Origin of the sequence: Runella zeae DSM 19591 (genome assembly GCF_000423565.1) — a bacterium.
Taxonomy (GTDB): Bacteria; Bacteroidota; Bacteroidia; order Cytophagales; family Spirosomataceae; genus Runella; species Runella zeae.
Genome location: NZ_AUIF01000029.1, coordinates 102,782 through 118,046 on the forward strand (window position 1 = coordinate 102,782; position 15,265 = coordinate 118,046).

General features: G+C 40.6%; 12 protein-coding genes. 1 reads left to right on the top strand and 11 read right to left on the bottom strand.

Annotated features, from left to right (window positions below; genetic code table 11):
• Positions 1 to 3: 3 nt before the first annotated feature.
• The 8 genes from G563_RS0106705 to G563_RS0106740 form a co-directional block, all read right to left on the bottom strand.
• Positions 4 to 1,386, bottom strand: coding sequence for an L-serine ammonia-lyase (locus G563_RS0106705; protein ID WP_028664637.1), 1,383 nt, complete (start codon positions 1,384 to 1,386; stop codon positions 4 to 6).
• A gap of 110 nt (positions 1,387 to 1,496) precedes the next feature.
• Complete coding sequence (locus tag G563_RS0106710; RefSeq protein ID WP_169579725.1) at positions 1,497 to 1,937, bottom strand: transposase family protein; 441 nt, start codon at positions 1,935 to 1,937, stop codon at positions 1,497 to 1,499.
• A 61-nt stretch (positions 1,938 to 1,998) separates the two neighbouring features.
• Positions 1,999 to 2,994, bottom strand: coding sequence for a helix-turn-helix domain-containing protein (locus G563_RS0106715; RefSeq protein ID WP_028664639.1), 996 nt, complete (start codon positions 2,992 to 2,994; stop codon positions 1,999 to 2,001).
• A 108-nt stretch (positions 2,995 to 3,102) separates the two neighbouring features.
• The gene (locus G563_RS36790; RefSeq protein ID WP_084650782.1) at positions 3,103 to 4,236 is read right to left on the bottom strand and encodes a helix-turn-helix domain-containing protein; all 1,134 of its coding nucleotides are present in this window, start codon (positions 4,234 to 4,236) and stop codon (positions 3,103 to 3,105) included.
• Positions 4,237 to 4,423: 187 nt separating this feature from the next.
• The gene (locus G563_RS0106725) at positions 4,424 to 6,763 is read right to left on the bottom strand and encodes a DUF11 domain-containing protein (protein WP_028664641.1); all 2,340 of its coding nucleotides are present in this window, start codon (positions 6,761 to 6,763) and stop codon (positions 4,424 to 4,426) included.
• 640 nt (positions 6,764 to 7,403) lie between these two features.
• Positions 7,404 to 8,726, bottom strand: coding sequence for an ammonium transporter (locus G563_RS0106730; RefSeq protein ID WP_028664642.1), 1,323 nt, complete (start codon positions 8,724 to 8,726; stop codon positions 7,404 to 7,406).
• Between the two features lie 98 nt (positions 8,727 to 8,824).
• Positions 8,825 to 10,066: an outer membrane beta-barrel protein gene (locus tag G563_RS0106735; RefSeq protein WP_084650786.1), complete on the bottom strand. Its 1,242-nt coding sequence runs from the start codon at positions 10,064 to 10,066 to the stop codon at positions 8,825 to 8,827.
• A 408-nt stretch (positions 10,067 to 10,474) separates the two neighbouring features.
• Positions 10,475 to 10,822 (bottom strand): 4Fe-4S binding protein, encoded by a 348-nt coding sequence (locus G563_RS0106740; protein WP_028664644.1) that lies wholly within the window; start codon positions 10,820 to 10,822, stop codon positions 10,475 to 10,477.
• 133 nt (positions 10,823 to 10,955) lie between these two features.
• Between G563_RS0106740 and G563_RS0106745 the strand changes: the two genes are divergently transcribed.
• Positions 10,956 to 11,978: an acyl-CoA reductase gene (locus tag G563_RS0106745; RefSeq protein WP_028664645.1), complete on the top strand. Its 1,023-nt coding sequence runs from the start codon at positions 10,956 to 10,958 to the stop codon at positions 11,976 to 11,978.
• 193 nt (positions 11,979 to 12,171) lie between these two features.
• Here the strand turns inward: G563_RS0106745 and G563_RS0106750 are convergent, their stop codons facing one another.
• From G563_RS0106750 to G563_RS0106760, 3 genes are all read right to left on the bottom strand, one after another.
• A complete protein-coding gene (locus tag G563_RS0106750; protein ID WP_028664646.1) occupies positions 12,172 to 13,269 on the bottom strand; it encodes a carboxylate-amine ligase in 1,098 nt (365 codons plus the stop codon).
• 63 nt (positions 13,270 to 13,332) lie between these two features.
• A complete protein-coding gene (locus tag G563_RS0106755; protein WP_028664647.1) occupies positions 13,333 to 14,406 on the bottom strand; it encodes an ATP-grasp domain-containing protein in 1,074 nt (357 codons plus the stop codon).
• Between the two features lie 81 nt (positions 14,407 to 14,487).
• Complete coding sequence (locus G563_RS0106760; RefSeq protein ID WP_028664648.1) at positions 14,488 to 15,198, bottom strand: esterase family protein; 711 nt, start codon at positions 15,196 to 15,198, stop codon at positions 14,488 to 14,490.
• Positions 15,199 to 15,265 lie beyond the last annotated feature (67 nt).

Consider the following 15,265-nt stretch of genomic DNA (forward strand, 5'->3'; position numbering starts at 1 on the left):
CAATCAGCATTCTGTCATACTCAATGCCAAACCTGCCTCTGAGGTTTCTTTGTATTTTTTTGACATATCGCGCCCTGTGGCACGCATTACTTTGATAACACTGTCGAAAGAAATTTTTTGCATTTCTGGCTCAATAGTCATCGCCAATAAGTAGGCATTGTAAGCTTTGGCAGCCCCCATGGCGTTGCGTTCGATACACGGGATTTGCACATATCCGCCGATGGGGTCACAAGTCATTCCCAGATGATGTTCAATGCCGATTTCGGCGGCAGCTTCCACTTGAGCCATACTGCCTCCTGCAGCATAGGTAAGCATAGCGGCCCCCATAGCCGAAGCAGTTCCGATTTCGCCCATGCACCCCATTTCAGCACCTGAGATACTGGCATTATGTTTTACCAAAAACCCAACTGCCGCCGCCGCTAGCATTCCGTCACGCATTTTTTGGGAAGAGTAATGAAAATGATATTTCATCAAATAAGTCAAACCCGGAAATACGCCCGACGCCCCAGAGGTAGGTGCTGTAACGACGATACTCCCAGCAGCATTTTCTTCGGAAGCAGCCAAACAATAAGCGTTTAGAAATATCAGAAAGCTGTCGGTAGTGGAGGCGTGTTGTTTGGCTCGCTCATATAAAATAGCTGCTTTCCGTTGGAGTCGAATGTTACCAGGCAGTATGCCTTTTGCTCTAATACCCCTCTTAACTGCCTTGTGCATAAAAGCTAGGACTTGATCAATTTTTTGGAGAATTTCTTTTTCTGTCAATCCAGTGAGTGCCTTTTCGTTTTGTATCATCAATTGGGTTAAGGTCAGGCCACTTTTCTTCAACTGACTTTTTAATTCCTCCATAGTAGAATACGGGTATCTGGGATGGGCTTGCCGTGTACCTTCGGGCGCTTGGCCTTTTTCTTGAATAAACCCTCCTCCAATCGAATAGTACTCTCTTTCTAACAAAACAAGCCCTTGTGTATCTACCAATTTCAAAATCATGGTATTGGGATGGGGAAAATTAGTTTTCCCCTTATGATATACCACATCTAGCCCTCCCACATCTACCGATACCCCTTGAAAAACAACAGGATACGTATCTTGGTCGGCTTTCATGATAGAATTCAACAGTTTAGGGTCACAAGTATGAGGTTGCCATCCTAACAATCCTCCCACAATAGCCCTATCAGTACTATGCCCTTTGCCAGTAGCACTCAATGACCCATACAGATGTATCTGGATTTTTTGAGCCTGTTGCGCTAGTTCTGGAGCAATGGTCTCTAGCTGCTTTCTAAAAAGATAAGCTGCTTTCATAGGGCCAATTGTATGCGAACTAGAGGGACCTGGGCCTACTTTAAATAAATCAAAAAATGAAGTAGTAATTGGGTTAGGAGTAGGCATGAGTTTCAAAGAGGTTAAAAACAAGTGCGAGATAGTAGCCAAAAATACGCTTTTTGGTACTATCTCGCCGTAGGGGTAAAGTAAAAAAAAATCTTTGTCCCCAAAAAGCCCTAAGAAACCTCTTCGGCTATCATTCCCCCATGAGACTTAGTCGTTATTATTTCTAAGAGGCGTTTTTGTTTGCGCTTGGAAATAATGTTTGGATTTTTTTCCATAACACTAAGTAAAATCCTTTGAGTAAGCGAAAGATACTTACTCACCTTAGGTTGATCCATGCCAAAGCTAAGTGCTAGCTGCTCTTGAGGCACCCCTCCTTTCAAATATACCAACACAAAAAGCAATGCATCTTGAGAATCCGCGAATATACTATTTTTACGGGTGGACAATTGCCTTCTTAGGCGAGGGTTACCATCAAAAGTAAAGTTAGAAAAATAAGTCTGCCATCCTTCTTTAAAATACTGATGGAGCAGCTTGAACTCATCTTTCTTTAAACCTGTTAATCGTCGAAGATTTTTTTCATCAGATTGTAAATCTTCGTAACGCTGAATCATAATCCAAACCATAGAAACATTAAATTGAGAATAGAAATGTGTATTTTGAAAGGTAACTTGCTCATACTTTTTTTAACATAGAAGTTGGACTCATCGCAAACTTCTTTTTGAATGCCTTGTCAAAATTAGCAGCACTTGTATATCCTAACTGAGAAGCAATCTCAGAGACAGTCCATTTGTTTTGTAGAAGTTGATTTTTAGCTACTTCTAGTTTTTGATTTAGGTGATATTCATAAGGAGGTAAGCCATATACTTGTTTGAAGCATTTTTTAAATTTGGACAAGCTCATGTGGGCTTCACTCGCTAGGAAGTCTAAATTGGGCAGAGGCTTGGTGGCTACAAAATACTTGTTCTCAATCGCGACAATACGTTTTAGATCGCTTTGATTGAGCTTCATACCCAATTCTTCTGTTGTGGTATAGCCTATTTGATCAATAAAATCAGCTATCAATTGATAACACTTTGCTTGTGCCGATAGCTTCCAAGTGGGCGTATGTACGTCCTCAAAGAGCTTGTTAAGCGATAAAGATTGTTCAAACAGCGCCATCCCTTTCATATACACCCCCGCTTCAGAAGATAATAAATTTAAAAACGCAGAATTTGTCTCATTATTTTTGGTCTCACTCAATCCAAGTTTTTCGTAAAGCCACTCTCTCGAAAAACTAATAGCCACAAACCGTGAACGTTTGCCTACCGCCCAGTGCGTATTTATTGTCATTTTAGAACTGAAAAACAAAGAAGATTTAAACGCCTGTGTGTGTTTTTGGGCTACTCCCCCCGTTAAGTAATGGGTATGAGCATCTTCTGAATGAACGAACTGTAATGTCCAGTATTCGTTAGTTCCTAATGACAGATTGACTGTATTGAGTGGCTTGTGCCAACATAGATCACCAATCAATACTGCAACCTCTTTATCAAAGATTGTTGCATTTAACTTGACATATGAATGACCTTCAGAATGATAAAATTCAGATGCTGATTTTGCTTCAACTCCAAATTGCTCCGCTACTTGACCCATCCAATCTTTGGATGGTTTTAAACTCAACTTGATCTCCATAAAAATGATCTTGAATAAGATTAGATACCCTATTTAATGGCTTGATCAAAGTAGTGGTAATGTGTGTAGTGCAAATTAAATAAAATTTTCTAATAAAAAACTTCAAAGTTATAATTTTGAAGTCATTTTTAATGCCTCTCTAAAGCGTTTTGGCGAATATCCTGTGCTTTTTTTGAAAACCGTATAAAATGATGACTCTGAATTGAAGCCAGAGTCTATCGCGATCGCAAAAATGGTAGTTGAGCTATGGTTTTCATCTTCCAAAAGCTGTTTCGCTCTCTTGACTCGGTATAAATTTATCAATTCGTTAAAATTAAGCCCCCACTCGTTGTTGATTGTATATGATAGTTGATGAGGGGTAATATCAATCTTTTGGGCTAACAAAGCCAAACTCAATTTAGAATTAAGGAATAATTCTTCGCTTTCTAAAGCATGTCTAATACGTTTTACATATTCTGTCTTCAAATTAGGGCATAACTCTTTTTTAAGACTTATAGTAGTATTGCTATCTGCTACACTCAGTTGGTATTTGGGTTCATTTTCTATCGGCTCTGTAGAGATTCTCACATCAGGATACTGGTCTATCCTAACAATATCTAGCTTCCAATCTTTGTACAACCCAACTCCCCACAGTACTATCCCTCCCATGATGATACCTTGATTTACAATGAAATATAAATCGTTTTTGAGAGGTTGTCCTAAAAATAAGGAATTAGTAGTGACAAGGTAGCACAGCAAAAAAGTATACAAAAACACCCATAAAAAATAGGGTTTATATTTTTGTAATCTAATGGCAGATTGAATCGAGAATTTATAAGCTATGTAGCTACACGCTGCTAAATTATACAAAAACACTATTCCTACCGTCCCTTTAAATAGGCTAGAACTATAAAATGACCCCGAGTTTACATAACCTCCTACATAGGCATACGAAAATATTTTGATATAAAGTAAAGCTGGTATCAGCATCCATTTGATGCTTCTGTAAGTAGGAGGAGTCAAAGAACTATTCAATAGCCCTACCAATAAAACCGGTACAGTCAAACTAATTGCCTCAGGTAACCATAAAAGATAACTTGCAATCGGTTTATGAAAATAAGAGACATAGCTCAACAGCAACTGCTGTAGAGAATTTAAAACACCAAAAAGTGCCAAATACATACCAAACTGCCCTATTCGATAAATTTTTATTGCGAGTAATGTCGACAGGATTGCATTTATTATGAGTAAAATAGTCATCATAACGCATAGTATTATTCTCAAACCTAATACAATAATAAAACGAATACTCAATAACCCAACGTATATACGAAAAAAAAAACGTTTTGGATTCAAAAATCTAAAAAAATAGAAAGAGAGCTCCCTCGACGGAAAGCCCTCTCCTCTAAACACTTAAAAACTACTTTAATGGTTTATTTTTTAGGGATATTTATTGAAGTTTACGTACAGTTACTGGTACACACACAGGAGAAGGCGAGCAGTTAGAACATCCTCCCGCCGGTGCTATTACTGTCACGCTTACTGAGCAGGTGTTAGCATCTGTCACCGTAACGTTAAGATTACCTCCACTTGCCGCAAATGGCCCAAATAATTGAGGAGATCCATAATTAAAAGGTCCTGTAGGAGTCACCCCACTCACAGTATAAGTAGTGCCACTTCCACCAGTTGGGTTAAGATTAAACGTAAATGTATCATCACCAGCATTGTCGGTTGTACCGTTGTTGTTGCAAATCGCTACTACACTTCCAACAATGGGTGTTGGATTGACAGTGACTACTACTGTATCACGATCTATACACCCTTCTACAGTTGCAATGGTCAAAATATAGGATTGAGTAGTGGTAGGCGACACGTTGATACTTGCCGTAGTCTGGCCTGTACTCCACAAATAGCTACCTCCTATTCCTGCTCCTGAGCCGGTGAGCGTCACAGCAGTACCTGCACAGATTGGCGCAGGGTCTAGCCCAGCATTGGCTTCAACTACTCGGTAGATTACTATCACGGGGCAACAGTTACCCGTAAGACATGCCCCTACAACCGAACTAGTAAATGTATAACTACCTGAAGCCGTGACAGTATAAGTAGAATCGGTAGCCCCCGGAATAATCACTCCATTAAGATACCATTGATAGCCCGTAGCACCCGCTGGTGCCGACAACGTCAGAGCTGTACCTGGACACAGTAAGAATGGCACCGACACACACGCACTAGAGATAGTATCGGCATTGGCAGGGTCGATATCTTGCTCGTTAAGCTCTAAGAGTTGAGCTATGTTGGTAAGTACCCCACTAGAGTCGGCACTCGCCGTAATCGTAAGCGCAAGACTCATAGTACTACCGCCCAGTGCACTTCCTACGTTCCACACTCCTGTAACAGGATTGTAGAAAGTTCCTGTAGGTTCCGAATGTGATACGTAATTAAGACCTGTAGGAAGTAAATCTTTGATTTTTAAGCCAGTAGGAGATTCCATACCAGTCGAATCAGCTTCACGAGTAACTGTAACTGTAAATACCACATCTGTGCCTGCTGATACACTGTCAGCACTGACGGTTTTGTTGATAGCAATATCCACTTGATTTTCATCGCAAGCATTAGGAATACCATCCCCATCGGTATCTAACAAATCATCGCCTGAACACCTGTCCATACAATCAAGCATTCCGTCGGCGTCGCTATCATTTTTCACAAAAGCATAATACACATTCAAATCATAACCTAAAGACACTAATCCACCTGCGGTAATTCTAATTTCATTGAAAGCACCCGTTACTTTAAATCCAAGCTGAGCGCGTGTGCCTCCTAGAAGTGAAGCCGTCAAAATACTTCCACTCGGGATAGTCTGTACGAGTGTTCCGTTCAAATAAGTAGTGATTGTAAGCGCTCCTAGTACATTAGCATCGAGCAAACCTGCTCCTTGCTGCACCACAAAACCAGCATATACGTCACCTGGGCCATTTGAAATCGTATTGGCAAGATTCACTTGCAAATAACGAGAACATGCCACCCCGATTGGAATAGATATTTGGGCGGCATCAGTGGTGTCCGAGTTAGTTGCATTGGTAGGATCTGATACCCCCCCACCTATACACACCCCTCCTGTACCAGTATCGGTAGGGTCACCGCTATCGACATCTGCTCCCACCAAAGCATTGACACAGTCAAGGGGGCAGGAAGCAGGCCCCTCAAAAGCATAGTAAACATTCAAAGAAGATAACAGGGAAACCGACAAAGTGCCATCTACAAAAAGCTGAACTTCATCAAAGTCTTGAGTGGTCGTAAAGCTTACGATTTGTTTCCCTCCAGTGCCCGCTAAAGCAGATGCGCCCAATAAACCTCCTCCTAAAGTGGCCGTTTCACGAAGTACCCCGTTGCGGTAAGTACGGATTTGTAAAGCGCCCAAGATATCTGCCGATAACAGAGACGTCCCCATTCCTATCACAAAACCTGCTACATTTCCTGCTGGATAATATTGCAAGGAATCTTTGACCGAAATCGCTGACCCACCCAAAAGCCCCACGGAAATACCCGTGGTTAGTGTCGCAAAATTTGCAAGATTGCCATCAACTACGGGTGCCCCATCCGCAGCTGTACAAAGCAAACATATTCCTGTATTGACACTGTTGATGTAGGCTCCTGTCCCTGCAATGGGATCCATACATATTTGATTGTTTTCTAGCGTCTGTTGTTGCGCTAGCACTTTAGAATAACTTAGGGTTAGAATGAAAAGCAGCATGCTCACCCCAACTGTACGTAGGAATTTGTACAACATGACCATAAAATGTTTAGTGTGAAAAGAGTATTTGGTGTCTATCTTTGATACACCACCAATTGTTCTTTTATCAACATTTTGACCAATCGATAAACAAACCCTAGAAAGTAACTTTGAGGAATATCAAATAATCTTTTAGGAAAAAAATATACCTTTTTGTTATTTATATACTATTAATAAGTAGTTATTAGGCAAAGTACTCGATTCTTTCAAAGCGTATTTTTCAAAGCGGGTATCATACCCCACAATATTCTAACCAAAACTTAAATAAATCACATAAAAACCTTTTAAGACAATAAAAAACCAATAGGAATATAAACAAAATCTCTATTTTTAAAGGTTTCAAAACCATCTCAATAAATCAGTTTACCTCTCTAAGTGTATGTATTTAGAAAAGACCCAGAATTACTGTCTATTAAAAATCACATTAATACCACAGATAACACAAAATAAAACTCAAGCTGATGTACAAAAGATAAGCTAAATTAGGCTTACTCAAAAATCATTTCTTGTTTTCTTCAGGGTAACCGACTATACAAAAAAATGAAGCTACCAGCAATGCCAGTAGCTTCAACGAGTACAACAAAACCACAGTCAATTGCACGTCAGAAACGTGCCTGTGGTGTCGTTGTTTGGAGGCTTATGCCTCTACCAAAAATTCATCATGTTGACTAATATCCAAACCTACTTTCTCGTCTTCTTCAGATACACGCAAAGGCTCAATCAAATCAGTAACTTTCAAGATAATATATGACATCACAAAAGCGAATACTGATACTAACACAAGCGCTATCAAGTGGTTTTTGAACAAGGTAAACTGTCCGTATGCCAATCCTTCATCTACTACCACACTATTGACACCTTTGGTAGCAAAAATACCCGTCATAAGCATCCCCATCATACCTCCTACACCGTGGCAAGGAAATACATCCAAAGTATCATCAAGAGTAGTTTTGGTACGAAGATGTGCTAAATAGTTAGAAACGATTGAAGAAATTGCTCCAATAAAGATTGACTGAGGGATTGTCACAAAACCGCAAGCAGGAGTGATAGCTACTAAACCTACTACCGCACCAATTGAGAATCCAAGCGCAGAAGGTTTTTTACCTTTAGCAGTGTCGAAAAGAACCCAAGCAAGACCAGCAGCAGCAGCAGCAGTATTGGTAGCACCCAAAGCAGAGACTGCCAAAGGACCTGAACCTACCGCCGAACCTGCATTGAAACCAAACCAACCGAACCAAAGAAGACCTGTTCCGAGCAATACATAAGGGATATTGGCAGGGGGCAAAAAGTTGGCTTCAACGTGAGCACGACGACGCTTAAGATACAATGCACCAGCCAAAGCAGCCCAGCCAGCAGACATGTGTACTACTGTACCACCTGCAAAATCAAGTACTCCTAGTTTAAACAAAAATCCGTCAGGATGCCAAGTCCAGTGTGCCAAAGGTGCATAAACAAAGATACTAAATAGTACCATGAACAAAATATAAGAACGGAATTTGATACGCTCCGCCAAAGAACCTGTCACAAGAGCTGGAGTAATCACCGCAAATTTCAATTGGAAGAAAGCAAACAATGCCAACGGAATCGTAGGAGCACCTCCCCAAGGTTTACCATCCAATACCCCATTAAACATAAAGAATGTAGTAGGATTACCAACCCAGCCTCCGATAGAATCTCCAAAAGCCAAGCTAAATCCAACCACAACCCAAACCACACTGATAACCCCCATCGCAATAAAGCTCTGAAGCATGGTTGAAATCACATTTTTATGGTTGACCATACCACCATAGAAATACGCCAAACCGGGCGTCATCAACAAAACGAAGGCCGTAGCAACAAGCATCCATGCGATGTCGCCTGTGTCAAGGCCTTCCGTCACAATTTGAGTAGGGATAGCGGGCATCAAAATCCCTAAAAGGCTAATGCCCAGCAAAATCACGAGTGGGATGTAATTTTTCATAAAATTATTTGACTGGTTTTGGTTGTACTTATAATTATTGAATTGTTAGTAGTTGGTATTTTTTCATTTTCAATACCAACTACTAAGTAGGGAAAGGCTTAGAATTTATAAATCAAGGCAAGTCCCAAAGTAGATTGTGAATTTTTGGAGAACACACCTTTTGAATCTTCAAATTGTTGCAAATTGGTTTCGCCAGCACCGCTAAGTTTTTTGTAAGCATCTAAACGAAACTCTGGTTTGATAAGCAAATGACCGTCAGCAAGGGTAAAGTTTCCAGTAAGTGTGAAAGAGTTAACCGAAGTTCCTTCATCTTTACGGTTTAGTAAAGCGCGGGCACCACCTGTGTTATCAAAATACTCATAACGTGCCCCAATGCTAAACAAATCGCTAGTTGCAATGTTGATATAACCTGCTGCACCACCCCAAGTTTTGGTATCTGTAGGGCCACCAGTACCTTGGTAATCTCCTTTTTGAGAACCATAAGCCGCGTTCAACCCTAGCAATAATTTTTCAGTAGCTTGGTAAGTAGTAACAATATCAAATACACGATAGTGAGCTGAAGGAGTATTGCCTTGTGCGTCAGGGTTGGATTCGTTGCTATTGATAAAGTTTAGATATACGTTCCATCCTTCTACAGGATTCAAAAACAATTGAGAAATCAAGCCTTTTTTACGGTTGTTGTCGTCCAAGTTATCGACGTTGTTAACAACACCTACCATCAAAGACGCTTTGTCTGAAAATGCATAAGTACCTTTCACCCCAATGTGATAAAAAGGACCGTTGTTGAAGAGGTTGGAAAGTGAATAGTTGAAGTTTACGGGTGCATCAATTACTTCATATCCAATGTGAGTACCAAACTGACCAGCGGTTAACGTAAGTTTGCTTGATGCTTTCCAGTTGAAATAAGCTTGTTTGATTGCAAGAGCCGTTCCAACCGCATTTCCGTAGTTACCCAAGTTAGCGTTTGGACCAAAAGTTAAATCCACTACTACATCAGACTTATCATTGCTATACTGCATTTTGGTTTGAACCAACCCTAAAGAAATCTGACCTGACTTTTGATCAAACACCCGTGCATAGTAAGCGCCAAGGTTTGAGCGAGAAAGAGGTTTGTTGAAGTTTCCAGTGTAATAAGAGTCAATATAACCTGAGAAAGTAAACTGACCTTTTTTCTCTTCTTCCTCCTCTGTTTTAGCTTCCGTTTTAGTTTCGGTAGTGGTTTCTGTTTTGCTTTCAGTCTTCGCCTCTTTCTTACTATCGTCCTTCACTTCGTCAATTCCCTTAGGAAAAGCCAAAAATGTTGCAAACAAACATAAAACAAGTAAACTTAGCTTTTGCATAATATTATTTTGTTTAAGGTGGGCATTATGTGGTTTTGTTTTCCGATACAAACTTTGTCTTAATTTTGTAAAAAACCAAATTTTTGGTTTAAATTTTAAGTATTTTTTCATAAAAATTTAATTTTTTGCTCATTTTATACTTACTATTGCCGATAAATTTAATTATTTACTGGCAAAATACAATTTTTAATATTATTCTGTATTATTAAATAATTTCAAAATATTATTCTTTACAAAGTTACTATACTAAACCACCAAACATTTGAATAATTATATTTTAAACGCCCCAAAACTACAGAGTTAATCAAAAATGAAGAGATTATGGAGAAAAGCTTAGGCACAAAAAAAGCCTCCGAAACGAATTTCGGAGGCTTTCCCAAGAGAATGCTTTTATTTCTTTAGGCTTTACTATTCACCATGCATCCAAGCTTTCTTGGCCAAAAGAGTATCGTCATCTTCTACGTTGTCGGGGTCTGGTACACAACAATCTACAGGACATACAGCGGCGCACTGTGGTTCTTCATGAAAACCTACACATTCCGTACATTTGTCGGTCACAATGTAATAAAACTCATTCGAGACGGGCGATTGCTTGAGTTTTGCATCCACAACCGTACCATCGCCGTAGTCGATTTCTTCTAAAAGAGTCCCGCCAGCGTAGGTCCATTCTACGCCACCTTCATATATTGCAGTATTTGGACATTCTGGCTCGCATGCACCACAGTTGATGCATTCGTCAGTAATCATGATAGCCATAATTGCACTGTATCGTTTAGTTTTGGGATATTTGCACTTGCAATTGAAAAACAAATTTAACTATTTAAAGTTTCGGTTAGGCAATAAAAATCAGAAATCTTTGATTTCTTGTACTTTTCCTATAAATATTTCAATGAATTCTATCACCAAACGCATACATCCCTTTGTGGAACTTGGCAAACTGCTCCACACTCCTATCCGCGAAGAAATCGCCTACAGAGCACATTCTACCAACCCTTGGTTTACTCCTTCGGCAGTAGAAGGGTCTTTGCTGGCAATCGCCCAACAATATTTGGATGAAAAAAAACTCACACAATGGCTCACCCAATATCCCAATCTCTCCTTAGAAGAGGTTGATATTCCCAAAAAAGTAGGAGTTGTCATGGCGGGTAATATCCCTGCTGTAGGTTTTCATGATTTATTAGCAGTTTTAATAAGTGGGCATCATCTATTGGCCAAACTCAGTACCGACGACCGCACGCTGATGTTGTTTATCATCCAAAAGCTTATTGACATTGAGCCTACGTTGGCCTCTCGCATCTCCGTAGCAGAACGCCTCAACGATGCCGATGCTTTCATCGCTACTGGTAGCGACAATACTGCCCGCTACTTCGAATATTATTTTTCTAAGAAACCGCATTTAATCCGCCGTAATCGTACTTCGCTTGGTATCCTAAACGGCACCGAGTCGGCAGAAGAGCTATTGGCACTAGCCGCCGATGTTTTGCTATATTTCGGGCTAGGCTGTCGCAATGTCTCTAAGGTATTGGTACCGGCCGGTTATGATTTTATCCCTTTTTTAAGGTTGGTTGAAACTCACTTTGAAGAATACCGTCATCATTATAAGTATTTCAATAATTATGAGTACAATAAGTCTATCTATCTCATTAATGGCGATGCACACTTAGACAACGGTTTTTTGATAGTGAAAGAAAGCGAAGGGTTAGTTTCTCCCATTTCTGTATTGTTTTTTGAAGAATATAAATCTCAAAACCACCTTAGCGAATTAGTAGAACTACACCGTCCTAAGCTGCAGTGTATTGTTTCGCAAGGAGGTAATTTTGAAGGGAGCTTACCCTTTGGACAAGCGCAAGCGCCTTCGCTTTTTGACTATGCTGATGGAATAGATACGATGACGTTCCTGACCAATTTATAAATAAAAGGAGGCTGTCTCAAAAGTAACAGGTCACAAAATATTCTTTGGTTTTAACCTCATCCCAACCCTTCTCCTGCTAGGAGAAGGGCTTTAAAAGTCCCCCTCTCCAGAAAGGAGAGGGGGATTTAGGGGGAGAGGTTGAATCGGCACAAAAGAAAATTTGGCAACAAAGACTTTTGAGACAGCCTCCTTTTTAAATTCCATAGCGTGTTTCTTCTACGATATAATCTACCACTTTGCTGAGGTCTTTGGTAGCTTCCCAAACGGCAAGCTGACGGTCAGCACCAGTTCCCATTTCTAGGATTTTGTGAATGTACTCAACTTCTTTTCTGCTCCCGAGATCATCCAAAACATCATCCACAAACTCTAACAGTTCTTGGGCTAAGTTATAATAAGGCACTTCTTCTTTACGACCAAAATCAATCAATTTTCCATGAATACCATAGCGAGCTGCGCGCCACTTGTTTTCATTGATAAGAATCTTCCGATAATGCTGGAAATTGAGGTTTTTGCTCATCAATTTTGAGATTTTGGCTACCAATGCCTGCATCAATGCCGCCAAGCAGATAGTTTCGTCGGCCCGCATTGGTATATCACACACGCGGTATTCGATGGTATTGTAGAAAGGATGCAGACGCATATCCCACCAAATCTTTTTACCGTTGTCGATACAGCCTGTTTTTACCAAAAGATTGACATAATCATCATAATCGTGCGCCGTCTCAAAATATTCAGGAATACCCGTACGGGGAAATTTGTCAAAAACCTTTGACCGATAAGATTTAAAGCCCGTATTGCGTCCACACCAAAAGGGCGAGTTGGTAGAGAGGGCATAAATATGCGGTAAAAAGTAGGTAAGCGAGTTCAGCAATTTAACCCCCGTATCGCGGTCGGGGATACCGATATGTACGTGCAGCCCAAAAATCAAATTTCCTCTAGCTACATCACGCATTTCTTCAATGAGTTTGTCGTAGCGTGGATTGGGCGTGATGAGTTCGTCTTGCCAATCTGAAAAAGGATGCGTGCCCGCCGCCGCAATTTTAAGATTTTGCTGCGCCGCTAAGTCAATAATCATCTTTCTGAGGTAAGTCACCTCTTGGCGAGCTTCTTGGATATTAGTGCAGATATTGGTACCTACTTCTACCACCGATTGGTGCATTTCGGCCGTCACTCGTTCTTTCAGGATGATTTTTCCGTCTTCCACGATTTTTGACATGTGCGAACGCAACGCCCGTGTTTCAGGGTCGATGGTCTGAAATTCCTCTTCGATTCCGATTGTAAACATAGACATAGGCTAGAAAGTAGAGTTAGAACCCTAACAAGGAAATTCCTTGCTAGGGCTGGAGTCTGAATATTATTTTTTAGACTTTTTGGCGGGAGCAGGTTCCTCTGCTTTTGCCTTTTTAGGAGCAGGGGCTTTTTTAGGTTTTTCTTCCGTCTGCTCTACATCTCCTTTAGCAAGGTTTGTGATAGGCAGATTCATGGCAGAAGTGCGCACAAAACTTCCCCAAGTCAGGTTCATTTTACCGTCTTTGTGGGCTTTGGCCTTTTCAATGGCCATTTTGGCGGCATTGTCCACAATCCAATCAAAATTTTCTTGCCCTACCGAATGAATGTCGGCATCGGGAGCAGGATTACAGAAATCAATGGCATAAGGAATCCCGTCGTGTACGGCAAACTCTACGGTGTTGAAATCATAGCCCAACGCTTTGTTAAGGCGAAGTACGTAATCGGTAATCGTCGCAATCAATTTTTTGTGTGCTTCTCCCGTAGTTTTAGGCTGAGTGGCATAGCGCAAATGATGCGGATTTCGGGGTTCATAGGGCATGATATGCACGTATTTTCCTCCCAAACAATAACATCTATAATAATCCTCAAAAGTAACTTCACTCTGAAGAAGCATTACCAATTGTTCGGTTTCGGCGTGTTTGGCCCAAAGGTCGTCCATATCATGAATCTTATACACGCTTTTCCACCCTCCGCCTGCGTGTGGTTTCATATAGGCAGGAAAACCCACATACTCAAACATCTCCCCCCAAGCCATTGGCATTTTGAGGTTGCGAAACGAAGTTTCGGTGGTATCGGTAGGGCGCTCTTTTGAAGGCATTAAGACTGTATTAGGTACAGGCACACCCAATTTTACGGCCAAAGCATTATTAAAAAATTTCTCGTCGGCACTCCACCAAAAAGGATTATTGATAACTGCCGTACCACAAAGAGCCGCATTTTTGAGGTACGCTCTATAAAAAGGCACATCTTGTGATATACGGTCAATAATAACGGCATAATCGGTAGGTTCTCCTTGTACTACTCTATCTATAAGCACAGGCTCAGCTACGATGTCGGTGCCCTCTAACTCATTGACTCTCTCCACAAAAGCCTGTGGGAAAGTATTTTCCATTCCGTGAAGTATTCCAATTTTTTTCATACATGTAAAAGCCCCCTACCCCAAGGGGAAATTTTTAGTTTGTTAGATTGTACAAGCTTCTATGGGGTAAGAAGCCTGCGGTTAGAGTCCCATTTTTGAGATATAGTCTGGAAACATTTGATTCCAAAGCGGCCAATCGTGTTTTTCCCAACCTCTTACATCGAGCCAATGATGAATACCTTTATTTTTCAAAATACCCGACATTGTAAGATTATCATTAAGACAAATATCCCACTCAGAAGTGCCTAGCACAATCTTCATATGATTGTACTTCCAACTTTCTTCGTTGGGGATAAATTCGACGGGATTGTTGAAATAAACGGTATGATCTGTGTATCCTTCCAAAAAGCTTCTGACATCAAAAGCCCCGCTCATGCTAAACAGATAGGCTACTTTATCGGGATGCTTGAAAGCAAAATTGAGCGCATGATAGCCTCCAAAACTACAGCCGGCGACGGCGATTTTGTCAACATTGGCTTCATAACGCATTGCGGGTACTAGCTCCTCATTTAAGAAGCGATCATATACAGCATGATTGTGAGCTCGTACGGCCGGAGTCAGGTGCTTGGCATACCAACTATCTTTATCAATACCGTCGATCAAATACAATTTGATTTTTCCAGATTCTACAAACCACCTCACTGATTCTGTTAAGCCGGCGTCTTTGTTTTGATAAAAACGCCCCATCGATGTAGGGAACAATAGAATAGGATAGCCCCAATGCCCCAATACCAGCATTTCAATATCACGGCCTAAGGTGGGCGAATACCATTTTTGATATGTTTCTTTCAAGGTTGATAAAGTGTTTGATAAAGAAATATTTTGTCGAAATATATATAAAAACCGAGAATTACAAGAT